Source organism: uncultured Sphingomonas sp. (genome assembly GCF_913777625.1).
In the GTDB taxonomy this organism is placed as follows: Bacteria; Pseudomonadota; Alphaproteobacteria; order Sphingomonadales; family Sphingomonadaceae; genus Sphingomonas.
Window position 1 is genome coordinate 196,495 of record NZ_CAJYTI010000010.1, and the last position, 23,726, is coordinate 220,220.

24 protein-coding genes are annotated in these 23,726 nt (G+C 68.0%); 10 read left to right on the top strand and 14 right to left on the bottom strand.

The genetic code is table 11. From position 1 onward, the window contains the following. The first annotated feature begins 118 nt into the window (after window positions 1-118). Window positions 119-1,234, top strand: coding sequence for a GGDEF domain-containing protein (locus tag QZ814_RS05985; RefSeq protein WP_294330195.1), 1,116 nt, complete (start codon window positions 119-121; stop codon window positions 1,232-1,234). On the opposite strand, the gene QZ814_RS05990 is transcribed toward QZ814_RS05985, so the two are convergent. Further along, window positions 1,235-3,055, bottom strand: coding sequence for a hypothetical protein (locus tag QZ814_RS05990; RefSeq protein ID WP_294330197.1), 1,821 nt, complete (start codon window positions 3,053-3,055; stop codon window positions 1,235-1,237). After that, window positions 3,055-3,273: a hypothetical protein gene (locus QZ814_RS05995; RefSeq protein ID WP_294330198.1), complete on the bottom strand. Its 219-nt coding sequence runs from the start codon at window positions 3,271-3,273 to the stop codon at window positions 3,055-3,057. Before QZ814_RS05995 ends, QZ814_RS05990 begins: the two co-directional genes overlap by 1 nt. A gap of 89 nt (window positions 3,274-3,362) precedes the next feature. Here QZ814_RS05995 and QZ814_RS06000 point away from each other — a divergent pair, with 89 nt between their 5' ends. Then, window positions 3,363-3,776, top strand: coding sequence for a hypothetical protein (locus tag QZ814_RS06000; RefSeq protein WP_294330200.1), 414 nt, complete (start codon window positions 3,363-3,365; stop codon window positions 3,774-3,776). A 133-nt stretch (window positions 3,777-3,909) separates the two neighbouring features. Here QZ814_RS06000 and QZ814_RS06005 read toward each other — a convergent pair whose 3' ends face one another. From QZ814_RS06005 to QZ814_RS06020, 4 genes are read right to left on the bottom strand one after another with little or no spacing between them, the layout of a single operon-like run. After that, window positions 3,910-4,470: a hypothetical protein gene (locus QZ814_RS06005; protein WP_294330202.1), complete on the bottom strand. Its 561-nt coding sequence runs from the start codon at window positions 4,468-4,470 to the stop codon at window positions 3,910-3,912. Then, the gene (locus tag QZ814_RS06010) at window positions 4,470-4,874 is read right to left on the bottom strand and encodes a DUF6468 domain-containing protein (protein WP_294330204.1); all 405 of its coding nucleotides are present in this window, start codon (window positions 4,872-4,874) and stop codon (window positions 4,470-4,472) included. The genes QZ814_RS06005 and QZ814_RS06010 overlap by 1 nt, the downstream gene beginning before the upstream one ends. Continuing rightward, window positions 4,871-5,890, bottom strand: a complete 1,020-nt coding sequence (gene fliM / locus QZ814_RS06015) for a flagellar motor switch protein FliM (protein WP_294330205.1) — start codon at window positions 5,888-5,890, stop codon at window positions 4,871-4,873. Before fliM ends, QZ814_RS06010 begins: the two co-directional genes overlap by 4 nt. Further along, entirely contained in the window at window positions 5,887-6,441 is a 555-nt protein-coding gene (locus QZ814_RS06020; protein ID WP_294330207.1) for a flagellar basal body-associated FliL family protein, read from the bottom strand. The genes fliM and QZ814_RS06020 overlap by 4 nt, the downstream gene beginning before the upstream one ends. 117 nt (window positions 6,442-6,558) lie before the next feature. Here QZ814_RS06020 and QZ814_RS06025 point away from each other — a divergent pair, with 117 nt between their 5' ends. The 6 genes from QZ814_RS06025 to QZ814_RS06050 all read left to right on the top strand — a co-directional run bounded on the left by QZ814_RS06025 (window position 6,559) and on the right by QZ814_RS06050 (window position 10,928). After that, window positions 6,559-7,299: a flagellar hook-basal body complex protein gene (locus QZ814_RS06025; protein ID WP_294330208.1), complete on the top strand. Its 741-nt coding sequence runs from the start codon at window positions 6,559-6,561 to the stop codon at window positions 7,297-7,299. 22 nt (window positions 7,300-7,321) lie between these two features. Further along, window positions 7,322-8,104 carry a flagellar basal-body rod protein FlgG gene (gene flgG / locus QZ814_RS06030; RefSeq protein ID WP_294330209.1) on the top strand — a complete coding sequence of 261 codons (783 nt, stop codon included), beginning with the start codon at window positions 7,322-7,324 and terminating at the stop codon, window positions 8,102-8,104. Next, window positions 8,104-8,532 (top strand): flagellar basal body P-ring formation chaperone FlgA, encoded by a 429-nt coding sequence (gene flgA / locus QZ814_RS06035; RefSeq protein ID WP_294330211.1) that lies wholly within the window; start codon window positions 8,104-8,106, stop codon window positions 8,530-8,532. The genes flgG and flgA overlap by 1 nt, the downstream gene beginning before the upstream one ends. 11 nt (window positions 8,533-8,543) lie before the next feature. Beyond that, the gene (gene flgH, locus QZ814_RS06040; RefSeq protein WP_294330212.1) at window positions 8,544-9,293 is read left to right on the top strand and encodes a flagellar basal body L-ring protein FlgH; all 750 of its coding nucleotides are present in this window, start codon (window positions 8,544-8,546) and stop codon (window positions 9,291-9,293) included. A gap of 238 nt (window positions 9,294-9,531) precedes the next feature. Continuing rightward, window positions 9,532-10,386, top strand: a complete 855-nt coding sequence (locus QZ814_RS06045) for a flagellin (protein ID WP_294330214.1) — start codon at window positions 9,532-9,534, stop codon at window positions 10,384-10,386. Window positions 10,387-10,526: 140 nt separating this feature from the next. After that, window positions 10,527-10,928 carry a hypothetical protein gene (locus QZ814_RS06050; protein WP_294330216.1) on the top strand — a complete coding sequence of 134 codons (402 nt, stop codon included), beginning with the start codon at window positions 10,527-10,529 and terminating at the stop codon, window positions 10,926-10,928. 430 nt (window positions 10,929-11,358) lie between these two features. On the opposite strand, the gene QZ814_RS06055 is transcribed toward QZ814_RS06050, so the two are convergent. The 6 genes from QZ814_RS06055 to fliF all read right to left on the bottom strand — a co-directional run bounded on the left by QZ814_RS06055 (window position 11,359) and on the right by fliF (window position 19,088). Continuing rightward, a complete protein-coding gene (locus tag QZ814_RS06055; protein WP_294330218.1) occupies window positions 11,359-12,024 on the bottom strand; it encodes a flagellar hook capping FlgD N-terminal domain-containing protein in 666 nt (221 codons plus the stop codon). A 9-nt stretch (window positions 12,025-12,033) separates the two neighbouring features. Continuing rightward, window positions 12,034-13,587, bottom strand: coding sequence for a flagellar hook-length control protein FliK (locus QZ814_RS06060; protein WP_294330219.1), 1,554 nt, complete (start codon window positions 13,585-13,587; stop codon window positions 12,034-12,036). 77 nt (window positions 13,588-13,664) lie between these two features. After that, on the bottom strand, window positions 13,665-15,746 hold the full coding sequence (flhA, locus tag QZ814_RS06065) for a flagellar biosynthesis protein FlhA (RefSeq protein WP_294330220.1): 2,082 nt from the start codon (window positions 15,744-15,746) through the stop codon (window positions 13,665-13,667). 26 nt (window positions 15,747-15,772) lie between these two features. After that, window positions 15,773-17,104, bottom strand: a complete 1,332-nt coding sequence (locus QZ814_RS06070; protein WP_294330222.1) for a sigma-54 dependent transcriptional regulator — start codon at window positions 17,102-17,104, stop codon at window positions 15,773-15,775. Beyond that, window positions 17,104-17,463, bottom strand: coding sequence for a flagellar motor switch protein FliN (gene fliN, locus QZ814_RS06075; RefSeq protein WP_294330224.1), 360 nt, complete (start codon window positions 17,461-17,463; stop codon window positions 17,104-17,106). Before fliN ends, QZ814_RS06070 begins: the two co-directional genes overlap by 1 nt. Before the next feature lie 11 nt (window positions 17,464-17,474). Beyond that, window positions 17,475-19,088: a flagellar basal-body MS-ring/collar protein FliF gene (fliF, locus tag QZ814_RS06080; RefSeq protein ID WP_294330226.1), complete on the bottom strand. Its 1,614-nt coding sequence runs from the start codon at window positions 19,086-19,088 to the stop codon at window positions 17,475-17,477. Window positions 19,089-19,283: 195 nt separating this feature from the next. Here fliF and QZ814_RS06085 point away from each other — a divergent pair, with 195 nt between their 5' ends. Then, complete coding sequence (locus QZ814_RS06085) at window positions 19,284-20,051, top strand: polysaccharide deacetylase family protein (RefSeq protein WP_294330230.1); 768 nt, start codon at window positions 19,284-19,286, stop codon at window positions 20,049-20,051. 121 nt (window positions 20,052-20,172) lie between these two features. Continuing rightward, window positions 20,173-21,852, top strand: a complete 1,680-nt coding sequence (locus QZ814_RS06090) for a hypothetical protein (protein ID WP_294330231.1) — start codon at window positions 20,173-20,175, stop codon at window positions 21,850-21,852. A 49-nt stretch (window positions 21,853-21,901) separates the two neighbouring features. On the opposite strand, the gene QZ814_RS06095 is transcribed toward QZ814_RS06090, so the two are convergent. Both QZ814_RS06095 and QZ814_RS06100 read right to left on the bottom strand, forming a co-directional pair. Continuing rightward, window positions 21,902-22,996 (bottom strand): catalase family protein, encoded by a 1,095-nt coding sequence (locus QZ814_RS06095; RefSeq protein WP_294330232.1) that lies wholly within the window; start codon window positions 22,994-22,996, stop codon window positions 21,902-21,904. A gap of 69 nt (window positions 22,997-23,065) precedes the next feature. Next, window positions 23,066-23,713 carry a FliH/SctL family protein gene (locus tag QZ814_RS06100; RefSeq protein ID WP_294330233.1) on the bottom strand — a complete coding sequence of 216 codons (648 nt, stop codon included), beginning with the start codon at window positions 23,711-23,713 and terminating at the stop codon, window positions 23,066-23,068. Window positions 23,714-23,726: the final 13 nt, after the last annotated feature.

Here is a 23,726-nt window from a genome sequence, read left to right on the forward strand (position 1 = left end):
GGGCAACGAGCTGCACCGTTAAACAAGCCTTGATTCTCCTCCTGCTACGATCTGCGTTCACCAGCGTAGATGGGTGGTAGAGATGGCGGAGCGTACATTTCGTCCGAGATTTGGTCCCTTGCGCTGGCTTGCGGACGTTGGACGGGATCTCGATGATGTGGTTCGCTGCCAGTTCGAGAAATCGTTTTTCTCGTCGACCATTCCACTGGTGGCGGGGGGGCTGAACTCGGCCCTGATCGCGGGGCTGGCCTGGGTCCGGATCGGCGCGCCGCTGCTGATCGCGCTGGCCCTGTTCGATCTGGGCACGATCGGGCTGCGGCTTCTCGCGATCCACAATGCGCCGCGCCGCGCGGGGTTTGCAGACCTGCTGTTTGCCAGCAGCCTGGCATGGTGCGTGTCGCAGGCACTTGCGATGACCATCGTCCTAGCGTCGAAGGACATGCTGCTCATCCTCATCTTCGCTGCCTCGACGGTGGCGACGGCGGCCGGAATCGCGTCGCGCAATTTCGGCGCTCCCCGCTTCGCGCTGGCGCAGATCCTGATCCTCGATCTGACCTTCAAGGTGAACATGGTGCTGCTCGACCGGGCGCTTGGCATCGTGGCGGTAATGCAGGGCAGCTTCTTCCTGTGCATCAACATGGGGTTGATCGCGGGGCTGCGACGGCTGACCATCAAGGCGCTGGAGGGCGAGGCTGCCAGCCGCGCGCTCGCCGCGCGCGACCCGCTTACCGGGCTGGCCAATCGCCGCGGGCTGGAGGACGCCTATGCCCGGCGGGCGGGGCAAGTCTCGGCGTTCGCCATCGATCTCGACGGCTTCAAGCAAGTCAACGACCGGCACGGACACGCGGCGGGCGACGTGATCCTTGCCGGGGTCGCTGCACGCCTGCGGGAGTTCTGCGTCGGCGCGCTGTCGATCAGCCGTATGGGGGGCGACGAGTTCGTCGTGCTGGTCGAGCAGCTGCGGAGCGAGGAACGCGAAGGGCTGGCGGCGCGGCTCGTGGCGATATTGTCCGCGCCCTACCGGCTGGACGAGGCACAGCGTGCCCTGGTCGGTGCCAGTGTGGGCGTCGCCACCGCCGAGGCGGCTCCGCTGGAGGTGTTGCTGCGGGCGGCCGACCGCGCGCTCTATGCGGCGAAGTCCGCAGGCAAGGGCCGGTACATCCTCGCCGAATCCCTGCCCGCGGAGTGCCCGGCGTCGACGGCGGATGCGGGTGCCACCCGCACCGCCGCCTGATCAGCTCGTCGTCACGTCGAGCAGGTCGCCGATCATGCCGGTGGGACTGGCGGCGGGGATCGCCGCCATTGCCTTGCTGATCCGCGCCGGATCGATCGACGTCGACGGCTGAGTCAGCAGATCGAAGGCCTGGGCGCTCGGCAGCGACTTGAACGCCGCGGCATAGCGGGCGCGCAGCGCCTGCAGCTTGGCTTCCTGGTTGAGCATCGCCAGCGCGACCGCCTGGCGCAGCACGATCGCCTGGTTGGGGGCGTTGAGCGCGCCCGGCGAGGGCAGGGTGGCTTCGTTCTCGGTGATGAACGAGCCCCAGTTGCGGGTGCGCCAGTGGATCTCGCTGCGCACCCCGGCGCCGCCGGGCACGCCGTCCAGCGCCGCCATCGCCGCGGCTTCCCGGCCGAGCTTGTAGAGCGCCACCGCCTCGATCCGCTTGCGATCGAAGCGCATCCCGTCCGAATAGTTCGCCTGTTCGGTGGCGTGCAGCGTGTCGAGCGCCTTCACCGGATCGCCGGAAAGAATGAACAGCGTCGCCACCTTCACCGAAAGCGGCCCCTGCGCGACGTCCTGCCGGCGCTGCAGCAGCTGATATTGGAGCAACTCGGCGGCGCGGGGATAGAGACCGGCATCCTCCAGCCGTGCGGCGAGGCGCAGCGCCAGCGCGTCGCCCTCGGCTCCGGCAGGTGCCAGTTCCTTGTAATCCCAATAGAGGCCCGCAGCCTCGGGCAGCGGGGTGCCGCTGTCGGGCGCCAGCATCTCGGCGAGCCAGCCCTGGATCTGCTTGAGCATCGCAGCGGAATCGCCGTCAGGGCGGAAGTAGCGGAACAGCGTGGCGGCGCTGCGCAGCGCCGAGCGGTGATCGTTCTCGGCCTGGGCGAGCTGATATTCGAGCCGCAGCGCGCCCTGCTCGATCATGCCGCCGCGCCAGCCATAGCGGAGCGCCTCCAGCTGCTTGATGCCTTCCTTGGGATCGATGCGGTGCAGCTTGAGCTCGCCTTCGATGCGCGCGAGCTTCGCCTCGGCACGCACTTCGGGTGCGCCGCTCAGCTCGGCGCGCGAGAGGCGGAACAGACCCTCGGCCGGGTCTCCCGAGGCGAGCAGCGCCTTGCCGCGGAGCACATTGGCCTGCGCATCCTGCTCGCCGAACAGCTTGAGCCAGGCGATCGCGGGCCTGCCCTGGCCGATCGCGATCGCGCCGCGGGCGGCGGCGAGGGTGAACGGCTTGCGGTCCTGGGGGGTGCGGCCGTTGATGGCGGGGACCGCGCAGTTGATCTGGCGGGCGGCGGCAGCGGTATCGCCGGTGCCGGCCAACGCCCGGACCCGCCAGGCACAGGCTTCGGCATTCTGCTCGAGTTCGGGCAACGACAGCGCTTCCACCGCGTCCTTGTAGTGGCCGATCATCACCAGCGCCGCGCCGGTGGCGAGCTGGAACGGGGCGGCGAGCGCGAGGTCCTCGTCGTCCTGCGCCATCACTTCCAATACGCTCAGCGCCTGTGCGCCCATGCCGCGGCGGATCAGCGATCCGGCATAGTTCCAGCGCGCCATCTGGCGCCCTTCGGGCTTGGCGCGGATGATCGCGTCCCACGCCTCTTCCTCGCCGAGTTCGGGCCAGGCACGGCTGTCGGTGATCGTCGGCATCTGCGCGAGCACGGCGGCGAAGGGCGGCAGGTCGACACGGGCCTTGCCGGTTTCGGGAGCTGCCGTGGCGGGGGCCGCGGCCGTACCTGCCGCCGCGGGATCGGCCGGCGTCGCCGCGTCGGCCGTCGGGTCGTTTGGCGGCGCGGCGGCGGTACTGGCGAGCAGTGCGACGATCAGCAAACGGCGCATCAATGGGCTCCCGCCAGGAAATAGGTGACGGCGCCGCCGCCAAGGACACAGGCAATGATGAAGACGAGGGCGGGCACGATCGGCAGCCCGGCAGGTGCCGCCGCCTGGGGTGCCCCCGGCTTGGCGTTCTGCTCGGCTTTGGTGTCGACGGCGTTGCCGCGGGCGGCGCCGGCATCGGCGACGACGCGCATCCGGGCGGGGCGTTGATCGTGGCTCATTTGTATTCCGTTAAGTGCTTACCCCTTATTTATAGGACGTGCGTGGCCGCAGCGGCGGCTCGCCCCATGCGGAAACGGGAGAAAATGTGGTGCGCGGCAAGCGAACGCTGGCAATGCTCGGGCTGGTGACGGTGGCGCTCTCGCCCCTGCCGGCAGGGCGCGCATTTGCATCCGGCGGCGGGGGCGGCGACGAGCCGCATCTGGTCAAGATGGAGCCGATTGCGGTGCCGATCGTCGATTCGGATCGCGTGGCCGGCACGCTCAACTTCAAGCTGGTGCTGGAAGCGCATGACGCCGCCACGGCCGAGAAGCTGGCGGCGGCGATGCCCAACCTGCGCATGGCGGCGATCTCCGGCGGCGTTGAGTTCGCGCGGCTCGATGCCTCGGCGCTGCGCGCGGTGAACGTTGCCGATCTCGACAAGACGCTGACTGCCGCGCTGAAGGCCGCCTCGCCCGAAATCGGGCGCGTGCTGATCGTCGAAGTCGGCGCGTCGCAGAACTGAGGCACGCCCGCCCTTCGTGACGGCCATCCCGACACAGCTTCGCGCGCCTTCCCCGGTCAGGGAAGGGCGCGCGAAGCTCTTTTCACGATAGCGTGGAGCATGGCGGCGCGGCGGACGGATCCGCCGCGCGCGATCAGCCGGGCTTGCGCGCCGCGCCCGTCGGGCCTGCCATGGTCGGGGCAGCAAGGGGCTTCACCGCGCTCTTGCGGGCCAGGGCCATGCTGAGCGACGCCGCGCCCTTGGGCGACATCGACGCGAGAATGGCGGCGGTGGAGGCGGGACGCATCCGCTGCGCCACCTTCATCTGCACTTCCATGTCCAGCTGCTCGAACACCGCCGCCGCCTTGGCCGGCTTCATCGCCTGATAGATGCGGGCAAGCTCGTCGAACTGCGCGTCGGCGGGCGAGGGGGCGCCCGGAGCGCCGGGTGCCGCCGTCGCAGCCTGCTTCTGCTGTGCCTCCACGCCTGCCGCGAGACGCGCTTCGGCCGCCTTTGCAGCCTGCTCGCGCAGGTCCAGCGCGCGCTGGCGCTTGGCGGCATCCTGGTCGCGCGCGCTCAGGTCGCGCTCGATCGAATTGCCCAGCCGGGTCTTGTTGCTGCCATCTTGGTCGGCGGTGGCGATGCTGGCCGCGTTGGCGACCGCGGCGATCGCCGAAGCCGCCGCCATCAGCAACAGGAGCGAAGGACGCGCCATTATGCGGCCTCGCGCGCGGCGGGGGTTTCGTCCTGGAAAGCCTCCGCTGCATCCGCCTCGGCCGCTTCCTCGCCCGCGACGCGCAGCGCATTGGCGAGGCTCACCGCCGACACGATCCGCTCGCAGGCAGAATCGGCGATGCCGATCATGTCGGAGAGCTCGTCGCGAAGGTCGCGGGCCTGTTCCACCAGCCGGGCATGGCGGGCGCAATCGGTACCCAGCGTCTGCTTCATGTCGGACAGGACCGAGCGCGCCTGCACCGTCGCATGATCGAGCGCCTTCACCACATCGGTAAGGGCGCCGTCCTTCACGGCACGCAGGCTGCGCATCATCCGCATGCTCTGCACGAGCACGGCGACGCACAGGATGATCGTCAGCACATTGGCGAGAAGCGCGATACTCATGATACTTTCTTCCTTGTGCGGGAGACGTCGTTGACCAGGCGCACGGCGACGCGGCCGCTGCGCTGGCCGATCTGGGCCTGGGCGAGCTTGATCTCGCCACACGCCATGTCGAGCGCGTCGTCGGGGCTCTTGTCGAAGGCGATGGTCTGGCCGACCTGCAGTTCTTCCAGCTCGGCCAGCGGCACGGCCTTCTCGCCGAGCAGCACGTTGACGGTCACGTTGGTCTTGCGGATCTCGGAGGCCATGTGCGCCTCCCAGATGCTGTCGCGGCCGCTCTTCTCGCCCATGAAGCGCTGGAGCAGCTTGTGGCGTACCGGCTCCAGCGTGGCGTAGGGGAACACCATGGTGAAGCAGCCGCCGCGGCCGTCCATGTCCACCCGGAAGGTGGCGATGGCGCAGATGTTCGAGGTGGCGGCGATCGCGGCGAAGCGCGGGTTGGTCTCGATGCGCTCGAGCTTCATGTTGACCGGCTCGATCGGTTCGAACGCATCGGCGAAATCGCGCAGTGCCGTTTCCAGCACGCGCGAAACCAGCGCGGTTTCGATCGGCGTGAAGGCGCGGCCGTCGATCACCGTCGGCGAATTGCTGCCGCGGCCGCCGAGCAGTGCGTCGACCACCGAATAGATCAGGCCCGATTCCACCGTGATCAGGCCGTAGCTCTCCCATTCGGTGACCTTGAACACACCGACCATGGCGGGCAGCATCACCCGGTTCATGAACTCACCGAAGCGGGCCGAGGTCACTTCCTCGAGGCTCACGTCGATTGCGTCCGAGGTCATGTTGCGCATCGAGCTGGCGAAGGTGCGGACCACGCGGTCGCACACCACTTCCAGCATCGGCAGCCGCTCATGGCTGATGACCTTCGATTCGAGAACGGCGCGCAGGCCCTTCTTCTTCAGGATCGGCTCGCTGCCGCCGAACAGCGCGTCGATGTCCGCCTGGTCGAAGCGGATGTCGTCGCCGCCCATCGGGGCTGCGGGCGGGTCCGGAAGGTCGAAGTCGTCGAGATCGATCATTGCTGGATCAGGTCCTGAATGAGCACTTCCTTGATCATGCCCGGGCCGAGCGCCTGGGTGGCACGCACCATCAGCTCTTCCTTCAGCCGGAACACCGCCGCCGAGCCGCCCAGATCCTCGGGGCGCAGCTCGCGCAGGAAGGGCTGATAGGCATCGAGCACCACCGGCAGCTTGTCCTTGAGCGACGCCTCGGTCGCCTTGGGGCCGGGCACGAGCATCAGGTGCAGCTTCAGGAACTTCGCCGAGCCGTCGGGCGAGCGCAGGTTCACCGAGACGGTGGGAACGTCGACGAACTTGCCTTCGCCTTCCTTGCCGCCTTCCTTGCCCTTGGCTTCGCCTTCGCCCTCGCCATGCCCTTCGTCGGCGGCGGCTTCGTCACCATGGCTCTTTTCGGCCTTGGTCGCGCTCTTGCCGCCCATGAAGAACGCCGCACCGCCGCCGCCCAGCGTAAGCGCGGCCACTGTCGCGGCGCCGATGATGATCAGCTTCTTTTTCTTGTTGGGCGCCGGGGCCACCTGCGCGCTCTTATCCTCGACGATCTCGGCCGACATAGCTTCCCTGGACCTTCCGAAATATCGGCCGCGACGTCCGCACGTCCGATTTCCCTCTATTATAGAACCGTCACCCGGCAATTTCTGCCTAGTGACCATTTTTCGAAGGACGGTCCGGTGGACATCTCTTCTTATGTGCTCCTCAGCCAGGAGCAGGCGCTGCGGCGCCGGATGGATGTGGTGGCGAACAACCTCGCCAACATGAATACGGTCGGGTTCAAGCGCGAGCAGCCGGTGTTCCGCGAATATGTGGAGAACACCGACAGCGCGGTGAAGCCCGCCGAAAAGACATCGTTCGTGCTGGATTACGGCGCGGTGCACGATGCCTCGAATGGCGCCTTCCAGCCGACCGGCAACCCGCTCGACGTGATGATCGACGGGCCGGGCTATCTGGCGGTTCAGGCCGGCGACGGCACCACCGCCTACACGCGCGCAGGCTATGTGAAGGTGCTGGAGAGCGGCGAACTCGCCACCGCCGGCGGCCAGGTGATCCTGGGCGAGGGCGGCAAGCCGATCAAGATTCCGCCTGAGGAAGCCGGCAAGGTCAATGTGAATGCCGACGGCACGGTGATGGGCGAGAACGGCCCGCTCGGCCGTATCGCGGTGACGGTGTTCAACGACGAGGCGGTGGTCGATCCGCGCGGTAACGGCATGTTCAGCGCGACCGGTGGCCGCGAGCTGCCGGCCAGCGCGACCAAGCTGGTGAGCGGCGGTGTCGAGGGCTCGAACGTCAATGCGATCGTCGAGACGACCGACATGATCCAGATCCTTCGCGCCTACCAGACCAGCCAGAGCCTTTCGAACTCGATGTCGGACATGCGCAAGAGCGCGATCGACAAGCTCGGCCGCGTCAGCTGAATTTCATAGAGGAATCAAAACCATGCGTACGCTCTCCATCGCTGCGACCGGCATGCTGGCCCAGCAGACCAATGTCGATGTGATCTCGAACAACATCGCGAACATGAACACCACCGCGTACAAGAAGCAGCGCGCCGAGTTCCAGGACCTGCTCTACCAGCAGGTGTCGCGGCCCGGTGCCTCGACGGGGGGCGAGACCAAGGTGCCCGCCGGCATCCAGATCGGTTCGGGCGTGAAGACGGGCGGGGTCTATCGCATCAACGAGCAGGGCGCGACGACCCAGACCGGCAATCCCTATGATCTGGCGATCCAGGGCCATGGCTATTTTCAGGTGAAGATGCCGGACGGTACCACCGCCTATACCCGCGACGGCTCCTTCCAGGTTTCCGACCAGGGCGAACTGGTGACGCAGGACGGCTATCCGGTGGAGCCGGGCATCACGCTGCCGCAGGGTGCACTCGACGTCAGCGTGTCGAAGACCGGCCTGGTCGAGGTGACGGTGGCGGGCAACACCCAGCCGCAGCAGCTCGGCCAGCTCCAGCTTGCCCGCTTCATGAACGAGTCCGGGCTCGAGGCGAAGGGCGGTAACCTGTTCGTCGAGACCGCGGCATCGGGCCAGCCGACGGTGGCCGCGCCCGGCGACCCGGGTATGGGCACGCTGACCCAAGGCTTCATCGAGGCCTCGAACGTCAACCCGGTCTCGGAAATCACCTCGCTGATCACCGCCCAGCGCGCCTATGAGATGAACAGCCGCGTGGTGAAGACTGCCGACGAGATGCTGGCGACGACCAGCCAGCTGCGCTGATGTCCGCGCTGCTGGGCCTCGCGCTGCTGGCGGCGGCTCCTGCCCAAGACGTACCGGTGGCGGTGGTTCAGCAGCCGGTCGCGCGTGGGGAGCGGATCGAACAGGGCGACCTTTCGATCGAGACCCGGCCAGAAGCCGGAGCGCGCGGTGCGCTGCGCCCGGAGCAGGTCATCGGTATGGAGGCGGCGCGTGCGCTGTCGACCGGCACCGTTGTGCGCCAAGGCGACGTGATGAAACCGCAGCTGGTCAAGCGCGGCGAGCCCGTCACGGCGAAGATCGTGTCCGGCTCGCTCGTCATCACCGCGGCCGGGCGTGCGCTCGGCGGCGGCGCCCAGGGCGATCCGGTGCGGATCGTCGTCACCGCTACCAACCGCACGCTCGACGGCATCGTCGATGGCTCGGGCACGGTGCGGATCTCCACTCCCTGAGGGACAGGTATATGCGTAAGATCATTCTGGCGGTGGCGCTCACCGCCACGCTTTCGGGCTGCGGTGCGGTCGGCCGGCTGAAATCGGTCGGCAAGGCGCCGAAGCTCACCGCGATGGACCCGGTCGATGCGCCGGATGTCGAGCCGTCGCTGGCCTCGCCGCTCGATCGCTCGAACCGTACGCGCCCGGCGCAGCCGGCCAGCGCGCCGACCGCGTCGCTGTTCCGCACCGGCGCCGGCGCCTTCTTCCGCGATCAGCGCGCCGGCCGGGTGGGCGACATCCTGACGATCAAGATCGCGATCGCCGACAAGGCCGATATCGGCAACAACACCTCGCGCACGCGCGGGGGCAGCGAAGCGGGCGGCGTCGCGGGCTTGCTCGGTTTGGAGACGCCGCTCAAGAAGCTGACCGGAAGCGATCCTTCAAAGCTGGTCGACACCAGCTCCACCTCCAAATACACCGGCGGCGGCACGACCAACCGATCGGAGACGATCAACATGACGATGGCCGCGATCGTTACCCAGGTGCTGCCCAATGGCAATTTGATGATCCGCGGCCGGCAGGAAGTGCGGGTGAACTTCGAGATGCGCGAGCTGATCGTCACCGGCATCATCCGGCCGGAGGACATCGCCCGCGACAATTCGATCCAGCACAGCCAGATCGCCGAAGCGCGCGTGATCTATGGCGGCAAGGGCCAACTGACCGACGCGCAGCAGGCGCGCTGGGGGCAGCAGATCTACGATGCCCTCTTCCCGTTCTGATCGTCAATAGCGCGTTGATATACAGTGAAGGGCTCGTCGCTTGTCGCGGCGAGCCCTTTTCATATTTACCGAAACTTTACCTTAATCATCCGGTAACCATCAAAATTTTCAGGAGAAATTTTGATGGAGGCGATTTTCTTCCCACAATGATCGTGCAGGGCGCAGCAAGCGCCCGGTCGAGGGTCGGCGCTTCCGGCCCGGGTCGCAGAAGCGGCTCTATTCCAAGAAGGAAATCACCATGGCTTTTTCCGTTAACACCAACGTCGGCGCGATGGCGGCTCTGCAGAGCCTGAGCCAGACGCAGAAGGACCTGTCGACCACCCAGAGCCGCATCAACACCGGTCTCGCGGTTTCGTCGACCAAGGATGACTCGGCGACCTACACGATCGCCCAGGGCCTTCGCAGCGATCTGGGCGGCCTCAAGTCGGTTTCTTCGTCGCTCAGCCGCGCCAAGAGCGTGACCGACGTCGCGGTTGCCGGTGCCGAGCAGATCTCCGACATCGTCAACCAGATGAAGGCGAAGGCCTATCAGGCTGCTGACGCCGGCCAGACCACGGACAGCCGTACCCAGCTGAACAACGACTTCACCGCGCTGCGTGACCAGATCACCACGATCGTGAACTCGGCCAACTTCAACGGCACCAACCTGCTGAAGAGCGGCGGCGGCACCGTGACGGCCCTGCAGTCGCTGCAGGACTCGAACACCGCGACCACGGCCTGGAACCCGGACTCGCTCTCGGTTGCCAACCAGGCGCTGGACCTCGGCGGCTCGAACATCACGATCGCCTCGACCGCGACGATCAGCACCCAGGCTTCGGCCCAGGCGATGATCGACACGATCACCACCACGCAGAGCAACCTGACGGCGGTTCTGGGCAAGCTCGGCGCGGCTTCGCGCAAGATCGACGCCCAGCAGGCGTTTACCAGCAAGCTCTCGGACGTGATCGACAGCGGCATCGGCAACCTCGTCGACGCCGATCTGGCGAAGGAATCGGCGAAGCTGCAGGCGCTGCAGGTCAAGCAGCAGCTCGGTGTGCAGGCTCTGTCGATCGCCAACCAGGCGCCGCAGACCATCACGTCGCTGTTCCGCTAAGAGCCCAAGGCCCAACCCTGGGGGCCAAAGGCTTGAGGGGGTCGGGATGGTTCGCCATCCCGACCCTCTTTTTTTGTTTGCCGTGAGGGTGCAAGCTATACGCGGCGTTTCTACAGGGATCGAGAAGGGGAGAGCCGGCATTGTTTCCGCGCATTCGTGAAATTACCGATGCCTTTGGCGGGCGCCTGCGCGTGAGCGTCGAGGAGCATCCCGCGGGTGCGCTGGTGGTGCTGGAACGACCCGATCTGAACGGCCGTCCGCGCGTCCTGCTCGATGGATATGGCGTCGACGTGCTGGCCGGCTACATCATGTCGGCGCGGCTTTCGGTGCCGCAGGGGCTGCCGGAAGAGCATGTCGACGGCACCTTCTCCACGCGCCTCAGTCTCGATCTCGATCCGTCGGCATGCCTCGTGCTGCGCCAGGGAGGCCTGGAGGCCCTGGAGATCGCGGCGCCCTTCTGGGACCGGCTCTACGCCGAGCTTTCCATCGTTGCCGCCCATGCCCGCGAACTCACCCGGCGGGCCGAAGCGCGCGTTCACTGACCCCGGCGCGCAGCACGGTTTCCTCGTGCCCGGCGTGTCGTGCGGGGCTCCATCTCTGGAACCCGGGACGCAGAAGGAAGGGGGGAGGCGGCGCCGCCGGCTGGCGTAGCAGCAACCCGACATGGCGTCCGCTCCGCATCGGGAGGCAGGGCGGGCAGGGATGCAAGGCCGCGGCGCGGCAGGCCGGCTCGGCCGTTCCCCGAAATGCGAGCGGCAGGCCAGTTGGGGGGAACTGGCCTGCCGCTGTGCCAGGCGGGGGGGGCCCGGCAATTAGGGGAGAGCGAAGATCGTGAGGGGATCGGAACGTCCTCGCTGCTCCTGCTATTGTTATATCGGAAATCCCGCACGAAGAGAAACGAAACTGGTTCTATCGGGCTACAGGATTTGTACCTAGGCAGATCCCCTTACGTATCGTTACGGTAGAAGTAACTTACTTGGTGATGCGTAGGATCATGCTCGTGGGGTACTGTGCTCCGTTCACCGAAATCACCGGGGATCCATTGATCATCTGGACGTCGTCAACCTTGCCGACTGCATTGGCAGTGGTGGTGATCTTTGCGCCCGCGTCCGTCGTCCCCGTCAGCTGCAGCTGGTAAAGACCGCTGTCCACCTTCTTGCCGGTGCTGGTGGTGCCGTCCCAGCTGAAGTTGCCCGACGTGCCGCTCACCTTCAGATCGAAGCTGTCGACCTTGCTGCCCTTGTCGTCGAGAATGGTGGCGGTGAGGCCGGAGACCGCGTTGGTCGCGCTCCAGTCCCATTGCGCCGGTGCCGATGCGCTGAGCGCCGCCTTGTCGGAATCGAGCCGCACCGGCTGACCGATCACCGCCGAGGTGGTGGTGAGCGAGGTCATGTTGAGGTTCGACAGGATCGAATTCAGCGTCGTGTTCTGCTTGATCGACTGTTCTACCTGCGAATACTGGACCAGCTGCTGCGTGTACTGGCTGCTGTCCATGGGATTGGTGGGATCCTGGTTCTGCAGCTGCGTGGTGAGCAGTTTCAGGAACATGTTGTAGTCGCCGGTGAGCGATGCGGTCGCAGCGCTGGTCGAGCTCTGCGCGGCGCTGGTCGAGCTGGTGGCGGAAGAAACGAGGGTCATGCGCTACTCCTAGGCGATGAGGTCGACCTGGCCGTCGCTCCGGACCGGGCGATAGGCTGCGGTCTGGATGTCGGGTTCGTCCTGAAACTGCTGGTTGCTGCCGCGCGACTGCCCCTGCTGCTGCGAGGCCGACTGGCCGTTCGCATTGCTGCCGGTACCGCCGTCGCGGCTCTCGAAGCGGAAGCTGCCGGCGTCGCTGCGGATGCCCGCCTGATCGAGCGCGCGGCCGAGGTCGGGGGCGTCCTGGCGCAGCAGGTCGAGCGTGTGCTGGCTGTCCGCCCGCATCGTCGCCTGGACGCGGCCATTGTCGTCGAACGCCAGCGTCACTTCGACGCGGCCGAGCTCGGCGGGGTTGAGGCGAACCCGCAGCGTATCCTCGCCGGCATCCACCTTGCGCGCGATCTCGACGCCGAGGCTGCGGCCGAGTTCGCCGACGCGGCCGTTGATCACGGGCTCGCCGGACGCGGGCGCTGCGGTGTGGGCGGCGGCCGCCGGGGCTGCAGCCTGGGTCGGCGTGGCGGTAGGCAGCGGCTGAACGGCCACGTGCCGGGTATCGACCGCGGCGAGTTGCTGCGCAAAAGGCTGCGGGTTGCCTTCGCCCTTGGCACCGCTATCGGCGGCCCCGCTGCCCGCTTGGCCGGCCACGGCGCGGGCGAGCTCGGTCGTCTTGTCCGCAGCAGCCGGGGTGGGCGTGGTATCGCCGGCGATTGCCGTCTCCACTTTGCTCGTGCGGACCGCGATCGTGCCTTCGTTCTTCGCCGTAGCGGTCGTGCGAGGCGCTGCCGGCACCGTCGGGGCGGCCTGTACGGCGGTAGCCTGGGGCACCGCGACAGGCTGGGGTTGCGCTCGGGCGCCCGCCACCGCCACGTCGGGCGCGGCGGGCAGGTCGTCGGACGGTTTCGTGCGGAGCGGCTTGCCGCTGGTCTTCGCCGGGAGCGTGGCTTCCGGAAGCGCCAGTCCGTCCGCGTCGGGCTTGGCCGGGGCGTCGAGGGCGACACCGTCCCCCGCCTGCGGCTGCCCAGCGGTCGCATCTGCCGGCGGGGTGATTTTGGCCAGGACGCGCGTCACGGCCGTCTTCGCGACGTTGGCGGGTTGCGCGGCGGTCGGCGTCTTGGGCGCCGCCTCGACTGGGTTTGGCGTCGCGGCGGCGACATCGCTCGGTTTCAGCTCGCCGGTGGCTGGGGCGACAGGTTTCGCAAGGGCCTTGGCAATGGCATCGGCCAGCGGGTTGCCACCTGCCACCACCGTGGGGGCCGCGGCTATCGGGGCGGCGGTAGCGAGCAGCTGCGTCATCGGCACCTGGGGACGATCACTCGAGACCGGCAGCGTCTCGGCGTCCGCGCTGCCGGGCAGCAGCGCGGCGCCGGTCTGTGCTGGGATCGTCGCGGGCTGCGTCGTCGCGAAGGATCCGAAGACGGGCGTGCCGAACACCAGGCCGGCTTGTGCGGCATTGGCCGTGCCGGTGCCGAGCAGCCCTGCAAATCCTGTGCCCGTCGCGGCATCGGCACCAGCCGCTGGTGTGGCGGAGGTTGCAAGGGGAGAGCCGATGTTCGTGACGTTCATGCAGTCGCCTCATGCGCAGGGCGGAAGTGCAGCCCTTCCAGACCATTATAGAGGGATCGTTCCACCCGCGGGCCCGATCAGCCAATTACGCCGAGCGCGCGGATGCGCGCGCGCGCGTGGATTTCGTTCTGCGACAGGACCACCGTCGCAGGGCGCACACGTTCGATGATCGAGCGGACGAACGGACGGATCGACGGGCTGGTGAGCAGGCAGGGGATCTCGCCGTCCTGCGCCAGTCGGTCATAGGTCTCGCGCACCGCGCCGATGAACTGCTGGAGCGCCGAGGGCGCCATCGCCAGCTGGCGATCGTCGCCGGTGCCGAGGATGCTGTCCGCGAACGCCTGGTCCCAGTCGGCCGAGAGCGTCACTACCGGGATCGCATCGCCGCGCGCCTGCGAGGCGCTGATCTGACGGGCCAGGCGGCTGCGGACATGCTCGGTGATGTAGGTGAGGTTGTTGCTGTGCGGCGCCGACTCCGCGATGCCTTCGAGGATCGTCGGCACGTCGCGGATCGAGATGCCTTCGGCGAGCAGGTTCTGCAGGATCCGCTGCACGCCCGAGATCGAGACCTTCGACGGGATGATGTCCGCCACCAGCTTTTCCGATTCCTTGTGGACTTCGGTCAGCAGCTTCTGTGTCTCGGTATAGGAAAGCAGATCGGAGATATTGTCCTTCACCAGCTCGGTGAGGTGCGTGGCGATGATCGTGCCGCAGTCGACCACGGTGAGGCCGCGGAAGCCGGCTTCGTCGCGCAGCTCGCGATCGATCCACAAGGCGGGCAGGCCGAACACCGGCTCCTTGGTCAGCTCGCCCGGCAGGCCGACCGGGCCGCCGCCCGGGTTGATCAGCAGCAGCTTCTCCAGCCGGATGTCGCCGCGCGCCGCCTCGGTCTCCTTGATCGAGATGACATATTCGTTGGGTTTCAGGCCCATATTGTCGATGATGCGGACCGAGGGCAGGACGAAGCCGAACTCGGTCGCCATCTGGCGGCGCAGCGCGCGCACCTGGTCGTCGAGCCGCGGTTCGCGGGTATCGTCGTTGATCATCGGCAGCAGCGCGTAGCCGATCTCGACGCGCACCGCGTCGATCGCCAGCGTCTGCGAGATCGGCTGCTCGACGGCCTGGGCCTGGGCGACTTCCTGCGCGGCGGCGAGGCGGGCCTTGGCTTCCTTGGCGCGCGCGCGCCTCGACATGTCCCAAGCGGCCCAACCCGACAGCGCCGAGAAGGCGGCAAACGGGATGAAGGGCAGGCCCGGCATCAGCGCCAGCGCGCCCATCAGGAACGAGACCATCCCGAAGGCCTTGGGATAGCGGCCGAGCTGGTCGCCGAGCGCGGCGCCGGTCTTGCCCGCCACGCCGCCCTTGGAGACGAGCAGGCCGGCGGCGGTCGAGACGATCAGCGCTGGGATCTGGCTGACCAGACCGTCGCCGGCGGTGAGCACGGTATAGGTGCGGAACGCCTCGCCCACCGGCACGCCGTGGACGATCACGCCCATGGCGAGGCCGACGACGATGTTGATCGCGGTGATCAGCAGGCCGGCGATCGCGTCGCCCTTCACGAATTTCGAGGCACCGTCCATCGCGCCGTAGAAGCCGCTCTCGGCCTCCACTTCGGCGCGGCGGGCCTTGGCCTGTTCCTCGTTGATCATGCCGGCGGAGAGATCGGCGTCGATCGCCATCTGCTTGCCGGGCATCGAGTCCAGGCTGAAGCGCGCGGCGACTTCGGCGATGCGGCCCGCACCCTTGGTGATGACGACGAAGTTGATGACCACCAGGATGATGAAGATGGTGAGGCCGATCACGGTCTCGCCGCCCATCAGGAACTCGCCAAAGGCCCCGATCACGCCGCCGGCCGCGTCATGCCCCTCATGGCCGTGGCCGAGGATCAGGCGCGTCGAGGCGAGGTTGAGGCCCAGCCGCAACATCGTCGCGATCAGCAGGATCGTCGGGAAGGCGCTGAGTTCCAGCGGCTTCTCGATGAACAGCGCCGTCATCAGGATCATCACCGAGAGGGTGATGGACAAGGCCAGCCCCATGTCGAGCAGCCAGCCCGGCATCGGCAGGATCAGCATCGCGATGATCGCGATCACGCCACCGGCCAGCGCCATGTCGCGGTTGGCGCCGATGCGTTGGAACAGGTTCAGGACGGCGGGGGGCATAAGCGGTTACCGGTTCCCTGGAAGGATCAAGGGGCGGGCGAGACGGCGATGCCCGCCTCGATGAAGGTGCGCAGCTTGTTGCGCATCGTGCGCACCGAGATGCCGAGGATGTTCGATGCCGAGGTGCGGTTGCCGTGGCAGCGCTCGAGCGTCTGGAGGATCAGCTCGCGCTCCACCTCTTCCACCGTGCGGCCGACCAGGCTGTTGATGTCGAGCGCGTTCGCATCGGCATTGAGGTCGGCAAGCGGGGTGCCGTCGGCACGCACCAGGTCGCCCGGCGTGATCGCGGCGCCGCGGCCGAGCAGGATGGCGCGATGCACCGTCTCGTCCAGTTCGCGGATGTTGCCCGGCCAGCTGTAGCGCTGGAGCAGCGCCAGTGCCTCGTCGGTGAAGGCGCGCTCGGGCACGCCGTCGACTTCGGCATGGCGCTTGGCGAAATAGCGGGCGAGGGCGAGGATGTCCTCGCCGCGGGCGCGGAGCGGCGGCACCTCGACGCGGACCAGCCCCAGCCGGACCAGCAGATCGGCGCGGAACGAACCGCTGTCGACCAGCGCGTCGAGGTTCAGGCTCGATGTCGCGATCAGCCGCGCATGGAACGGGATCAGCTCGTTGCCCGCCAGGCGGCGGAACTGCTGCTTCTGGAGCACGTCGTGCAGTTTGGCCTGGAGCGCGGGCGACAGCATGCCCACTTCGCGGATCAGCACGGTGCCATGGCCGGCCTTTTCGAGCCGACCGATGCGGCGGGCGACCGCGCCCGGAAAGGCGCCGGCCTCATGGCCGAACAGCTCGGATTCGAGCACGTCGGGGGCAACCCCGGCGCATTCGGCGACCAGCATCGGCTGCGGACGGCCCGAGGCATCGTGCACGGCACGCGCCATCATTTCCTTGCCGCTGCCCTTCTCGCCGGTGATCAGCACCGGCGCGCTGCTGGGGGCGACGCCCGCGGCAAGCGAGAGCGCGCGGGCGAGGGCGGGGTGAACGCCGATCCAGGCCGGGGCCTTGCGCTCGACGACCGAGGCAATGGCCGCCGCGATCAGTTCGCGTTGCGGCGGAAGCGGTACGTAATCGCGGGCGCCGGCGCGGATCGCCGCAACCGCGCGCTCGGCCGGGGCATCGATGCCGCAGGCCAGCACCGCGATGGTGAAGCGTTCGCTGCGGATGCTCGCCATGAAGCCGGCGATGTCCGCCTCGACGTCGATCATCACCAGATCTGCGCCGCCCTGGCGCAGCTGGATCAGGCCGTCGGCCGGCGTGTCGGCCATCGCCACTTCGGCGCCGGCGCTGCGCGCCAGCTCGGCGGCGAGGCGGAACTCGCTGCCCGGCGCACCGATCAGGAGCATGCGTATGGAGCTGGCCATCAACGGTCGGGCCGCACGATTTCGGTGAGCGTGACGCCCAGCGCGTTGTCGATCAGCACGACTTCGCCGCGGGCGATCAGCCGGTCGTTGACGAAGATGTCGACCGGTTCGCCGACCCGGCGGTCCAGTTCGAGCACGGTCCCCGAACTGAGCGCCAGCAGGTCGCCGATCGGCATCCGCGCGCGGCCGAGCACGGCCTGTACCTTGACCGGCACGTCATGCACGGCCTCCAGGCCGGCGCTGCTGTTCTGCGCTTCGGGCGTGCTGCCCGGCAGCTCGAAATCCTCGAAATCGGGGGCGGGGGCCGGCTGGGGCTCGGGGCCGTCCGACGGGATGATGTCGTGGGGATCGATGTTCATCTGCAAAAATCCTATGCGTTCATCCACTGGCGGATCACCGAGGCCGCCTCAGGCGGGCTCGCGGCGATGGCCGAGCCGATCCGCTTCAGCGCGGAGAGCTTGATCCGCCCATCCACCTGGGCGAGGGCGATTTCCTGATCGAGCAGCGGGGCGTCGCTCGCCGTCATCTGCTCGAGCTGCTGGAGCGCTTCCGGATCACCGTCGGCGGCGCGGGCCGTGAGCAGGCGCATCTCTTCATTGTGCTGCTGTTGCTGCTGGGCCTCGAGCGCCATCATCTCGGGCTCGATCGCCAGCGGCTCCGGCTTGGGCTTGAGCATGCGCAGCGCGAGCAGGCCGACGCCGGCGATCAGGGCGAGCTGGAGGAAGGTCCAGATCTTGTCCATCGGCAGCTTGGAGAAGAGGCTCTCCTTGGCGTCCTCGACGGGCACCGCCGAGAAGGGCATGCTCTCCACCACCACGCTGTCGCCGCGCTGGGTGTCGATGCCGGTGGCATTCTCCACCAGGCGCTGGAGGCGCTGGATCTGGTCGGTCGGCAGGCCCTTGGGGCCGCCATCGACCATCACCGCGATGGTGAGGCGGGTGACCTTGCCCGGCGCGCGCAGCGTGACCGTCTTGGTCGAGCTGTTCGAGAAGGTGGTGTCTTCCGAAGTCTGGTTGCTGGCCGACTGGCGCGAGGTGCCGGGCGCGGCCGGATTGGCCTTGGCATCGGGCAGCTGGTTGGAGACCGAGGTGGTCTGCGGGCCGGCCTCGTTTTCCTTGTTCTGGTCGCCGGTCTCGACGCTCACCTTGCGGGCGACGACCTGCTTGTCGGGATCGAACACGTTCGATTCCTCACGGGTCTGGTCGCGGTCGATCTGGGCCGAGACTTCGGCGCGGACCTTGCCCTCGCCGACGATCGGCTGGAGCAGTGCCTCGATCTCGTCGCGCAGCTTGGCTTCCACCGCCTGCTGGCGCTCGTCGGCATCGGCGGCGCCGGCGGTATCGGGATCGCCCGCGCGGGCGAGCAGCGCGCCGGTCTGGTCGACGACCGAGACCGCGTCCGGCGAAAGCTCGGGCACCGAGGAGGAAACGAGATAGCGGATCGAGGCGATCTGCTCCGATCCCATATGCCCCTTGGTCTTCACCGTGACGGCAGCCGTCGCCTTGCGGCTTTCGCTCGCGAACATCGCGCGCTCGGGCATGACGATGTGGACGCGGGCCGCGGTGACGGTCTGGATGGTCTGGATCGACTTGGCGAGCTCGCCTTCGATCGCGCGCGTCTCGTTCATCTTGGCGCGGCTTGCGGACACGCCGAAGGGCTGTTCGGAGTCGAGTACCTCATAGCCGATCTTGCCGCCCAGCTTCTCGCCGGCCATGCTCATCCGCAGCTGGGCGAGCTTGTCCTCCGGCGCCATGATCGCGGTGCCGTCGGCGGAAAGGGTGTAGGGGACGTTCTGGGCCTTCAGCTTCTCGGTGATCGTCGACGCCGCGGCGGGATCGAGATCGGTGTAGAGATAGCCCATGTTCGACTTGGAGCTGCTCATTGCCACCACGGTGAGTGCCGCGAGCAGCGCGAACGCCACACCGCCCATCATCGCGAGCCGCTTGGTGCCGAGTTGCGTCACCAGATTCTTGATCGCTTCCAAAGCCGCCCCATGCACTAGCTACGGGGCGCGGAATGCCCCTGGTTGTTAGCTTTATAGAAAGGGGGCGGAGCGGCAGTTTCTGCCGGGTGGGAATTTTTTGCCTAGCGGCTGCGCGGCCTTGTTCAGGTGGTAGCCATCTGAACCAATCCCAGAGAAAGTCGTTTGCGCGCCAGCGCCAAGGCCAAGGGGGACGGAATGGAAACGAACAGGCGGGGCTTTACCGCCGGACTGGCATCGCTGTTGCTGGTGCCGAAAGCGGCGGCGGCGATCCAGACGCACGCCGGCGCGGTAAGCCTGACCTATGACGACGGCCTGTCCTCGCAACTCGACGTGGCGGTGCCCGCGCTGGAACGCCGAGGCTTGCACGGCACCTTCTATGTGACCTGGGACAATATCGTCGATCGCGTCGCCGACTGGGCCAAGCTGCCCGCGCGCGGCCACGAACTCGGCGCGCATACGGTGCACCATCCCTGCAACCTGGGGCCGCTCAGCGCCCGGCAGTACGCCGATCGCGAGATGCTGCCGGTCGAAGCATGGCTCGATCAGGTGGCGGGCAAGGCCCGGCCGCACGACTTCGCCTATCCGTGCGATGTCACCAATCTTGGTCCTGGCATCGCCAATGTGCAGCGCGCGCGTTTCGAGGCGATGCTGCACCGGCTGGGGCTACAGAGTGCCCGCAACAGTGAAGGTCCGCCCAATCCGGCGGGATGGGTACGGCGCCATCCGTTCCGCCTCCAGGCGCTCGCCGTGGGATATGATGCGCAGGCGCTCGACGTGTTCAACTATCTCCAGCGCGCCCGCAACGAGGGGCGCTGGGCGATCCTGGTGTTCCACCAGGTCGGCGACGGGCCCGAGAGCGACGGCGCCGTCACCGCCGTCCAGCACGACGCGCTGCTCGACATGGTGTTGGGAAGCGGGCTGGCAGTGCGGACGGTGGGCGAGCAGCTTCAGCACATCGCCTGACGGCGCACGCGCATCCGAACCGGTCGATGGGCGTTTGACCGCCGATGAACGGCCGCTCCAGCCCCGGTTCAGCCTCGCAAGGGCAGAACGGCGGGCAAGGGGGCGGGAAGTAGGAGCTGTCATGTCGGATCTCTGGAAACGCCCCGCCATGGTCACGGCCAGCGTGATCGCATTGGCCCTGGCCGGTTGCTCCCCCTCGGGGACGACGGCGGATCAGGCGGCGAGCAACGCAGCCATGGCGAACATGAGCGCGGGCCTGCCCGCCTTGCCCGCGGCCGTGCCGCTGCAACCGGGTGCGCCGACGGCGCTCGCCGCTGCGCCACCCGCGGACGCGCTGCCGGCCACCCGTCGGGTGCGCGTGGCGCAGGTCGCGCGCCGCAGCGATGCCTATGCCTATCTCGATCGTGCGCAGGGCGTCGCCCATGCGATCGGCGACGCACCGCCGGACTATGCCTATGACGATGGCCGGGTCTCGCCCTGGGTGTGGCAGACCAGCCTGGGCGACAGCCGCTATGCCGAACCGGTCGATGGCGGCTATCGCTATTATTATTACCAGCCGGGTGCCGACACGCCCTATCTCGTCCGAGACCCGCGCTACAGCTATGCCTATTCGGGCGACGACTTGGTCGCGGTCTATGACGCCGGCGGCGATCTGCTGCCGCCGAACGACTATATCGGGCGTGCCGATATTGCTTCGCGCTATTATGACCGAGCGGAATATCTCTACGAGCTGTCGCGCCAGCGCGAGCATCGCGGCGTCGTCGCCGCCAACTGGGCGGCGCGCCGCGCCGAGATCGCGGCCGCCAATGCGCAATGGGCGGAGGCACAGGCGCGGCAGGCCGAATGGCAGGCCTATCGCCAGGCCCATGCCGCGCAGGAGCAGGCCGCCTGGGAGCAGGAGCGCGAACGGCGGGCGCTCGTCGCCCAGCGCTTTGCCGCGTGGCAGCAACAGGGCTTCCGGAGCCCGCCGCCGCAGCCCGTCGCCTATCTGCCGCCGGCGCCTCCGCCGCAGCCGCGCCGCGGATGGTTGCCCAACTGGTTCGGCGGAGATGCCGCGCGCCAGGCGCAGGACCAGCAGCGCCAGCAGCAGTTCCGCCAGCAGCAGATCGCGCAGCAGCAGGCAGCGCAGCGTCAGGCCCAGATGCAGGCCCGCATTCAGGCGACGCAGCGCCAGCAGCAACAGCAGGCGGCCCAGCAGCAACAGCAACAGCAACGCTTCGCCCAGCAGCAGGCGCAGCAGCGCGTGGCGCTCCAGCAGGCGCAGCGTCAGTTGGCCGAGCAGCAGGCGCGGCAGCGCGCGGCCCAGCAGCAACAGCAAGTCGCGCAGCAACAGGCCCAGCAGCGGGTGGTCCAACAACAGGCCCAGCAACAGGTGCAGCAGCGCGCGCGACAGCAGGCCGTCGAGCAGCAACGGCTCCGTCAGCAGGCCGCCCAGCAACAGGCGCAAGCGCAGGTGCGTGCACGCCAGCAGCTACAGGCCCAGGCAGCGCAGCGGGCTCGCCAGCAGCAGCAGGCCGTGCAGGCCCAGGCTCAGGTTCAGCAACGCGCGCGGGCGCAGCAGATGGAGCGCCAGCAGGCCCAGCGCCAGCAGGCCCAGCAGCACCAGGCGGAACAGGCCCAGGCGCGCCAGCAGGCAGAGGCCCGTGCCGCCGCGCAGCTGCGTGAGGCCCAGGCGCGGGTGCAGGTCGCGCAGCAACAGCGTGCCCAGGCAGCCGCGCGCGCAGCAGAGCAGGCGCGCCCGCATCCCCAGCCGGCGCCGCAGCACGAGGCGCCGCGTCCTCGCACTCCGCACGAGGGCTGATTGCACGAACGGCAAAGGGCAGCTCCGGAGGGGAGCGGCCCTTTGCCATTCAGGCCTTGGCGGTGAGCTCGTCCAGGGCATGTGGCTCGTGCATCGGGCAGCCATTGAACCGCCCGCGATAGTCTGCCGAGAATCTATATGGTTCCTTGCGCGCCCGATTGACCCCGCCCAGCGGCTGGTGGGCCGCCAGCCCATGCCAGGGCGCGAAGGACAGCCGGTCTTCGATCCGGTCGCTTTCCCCCGGCACCCAGCCGCGCTGCGGCGCAACTTCCAAAGTGGCAACGGTGCGATAGGGGCTCGCCGTCTCGTCCCAGACGATCGAGGCGTCCTCGACCGGCATGGTCTCGAGATCGGTGCAAAGCTGCACGCGGAACTCCCATATACCGCCTTGCTCGGCGAGCAGTTCGTTCACCTCCTCCCGGATCGCGTCGGGGCGACCGGTGGCGTTGATCGTCTCCTCGGCGAAGTCCTTGATCGCGGAGACCGGCGCGAGCTGGAACTTGGCGATATACTCGCCATAGCGATAGGGTGTCTGGCTGAAATAGGTGGCGCCCAGCGGGTGCACCGGCTTGGCGCCGCCCAGCGAGCTGAGCAGGGCGGACTTGCCGCCAACCGCCTCCAGCGCCGCCTCGAAGCTGCGCAGTACCGCGGAGAGCAGTTTCTTCGCGCCCTCCGCCTTGTCGGTCGTGCCGGCGAGCAGCTTGAGGTTGCCGAGGAACTTCTTCGCATCGGGGGCGGCGAAGGCGGGCGCATTGACCATCACGAAGTCCTGCGTCGTGTCCCCCTCGCTGCCCGGGAGGCGGTCGCCCTCGACGCCGAGCACCTTCAGCGCGGCGCCGCGGGGCAGGCGGATCGAGTCGTCGAGAATGTCGCCCGCGTTGGTGGAGAAGCGCAGGATCGCTTCGTGCGGGCCGGGGGTGGCGAACAGGCCTTGCGCCAGTTCAGGCGGGAGTCCCTCGGCCACCGTGAACGTGCCTCGCGCCAGGCCATGGCCCTTGGCATGTACCGAGCGCACGGCATGCTGGTAATCCCGCGACGTGGTGTCGAGGATCTTCTCGAACTGTTCCTTCAGCCCCGCGATCGTCTCCGCCTCGTCGGGCTGGGGCTGTTCGACGGACGGCGCGAAACGGACGGGCTGCGGCATGGTGACTTCCCTTCGAGGTTGCGAAGGGAATGAACCGTCCGTGCCGTGCGCCGTTCCGTCGCCGGTATCTTAGTGGAGCAACAGGCTTTCCAACTCCGCCGCAACTGCGTCGCGGCGCTGTTGCGCGTTCAGCGCCAGCCCGCCTTCGTCCCAGTTGATCAGCGCGTCGCCGAGCGCCAGCGTCGAATCCGGAGCGACGGTGAGGCTCAGCCTGCGGCGATCCCGGGACTGGCGGTCGGCAATCTTGGCCTCGATGTCGTCGACCAGATCGGGGTGGACGCGCACCTGCAGTTCGGTGCCGCGTGCCACCTGGCCCAGCACCCGGCCGATCGCGGCGTCGATCGCGTCGCCCGGTGCCCGCTGGATCGCCCGTGCGGCGATGTGGTCGGCCGCGGCAAGTGCCACTTCGGTCGCCTCGCTGGTCACGCGCTCGGCAACCTCGCTGAACTGGGCGTCGATCACCTCGATGCCGGCGTGCAGCGCGTCGACCGCGCTCAGCAGCGCCACTTCGCGTTCGGCCCGCGCCTGGGCGAGCCCGGCCTCGAAGCCCTCGGCGCGCGCGCGATCAATCACCGCCTGCTGGTCCGCCTTGAGCAACGCAACTTCCGCGCGCAGCGCGGCGAGTTCGATCAGGGCATCCTCGTCGACCAGCTTCTTGTCGGACACGGGGGCGGAAAACACGCGGTCGAAGGCGAACCGCTCGACATGGATGCTCATGCTGCCATGCTCC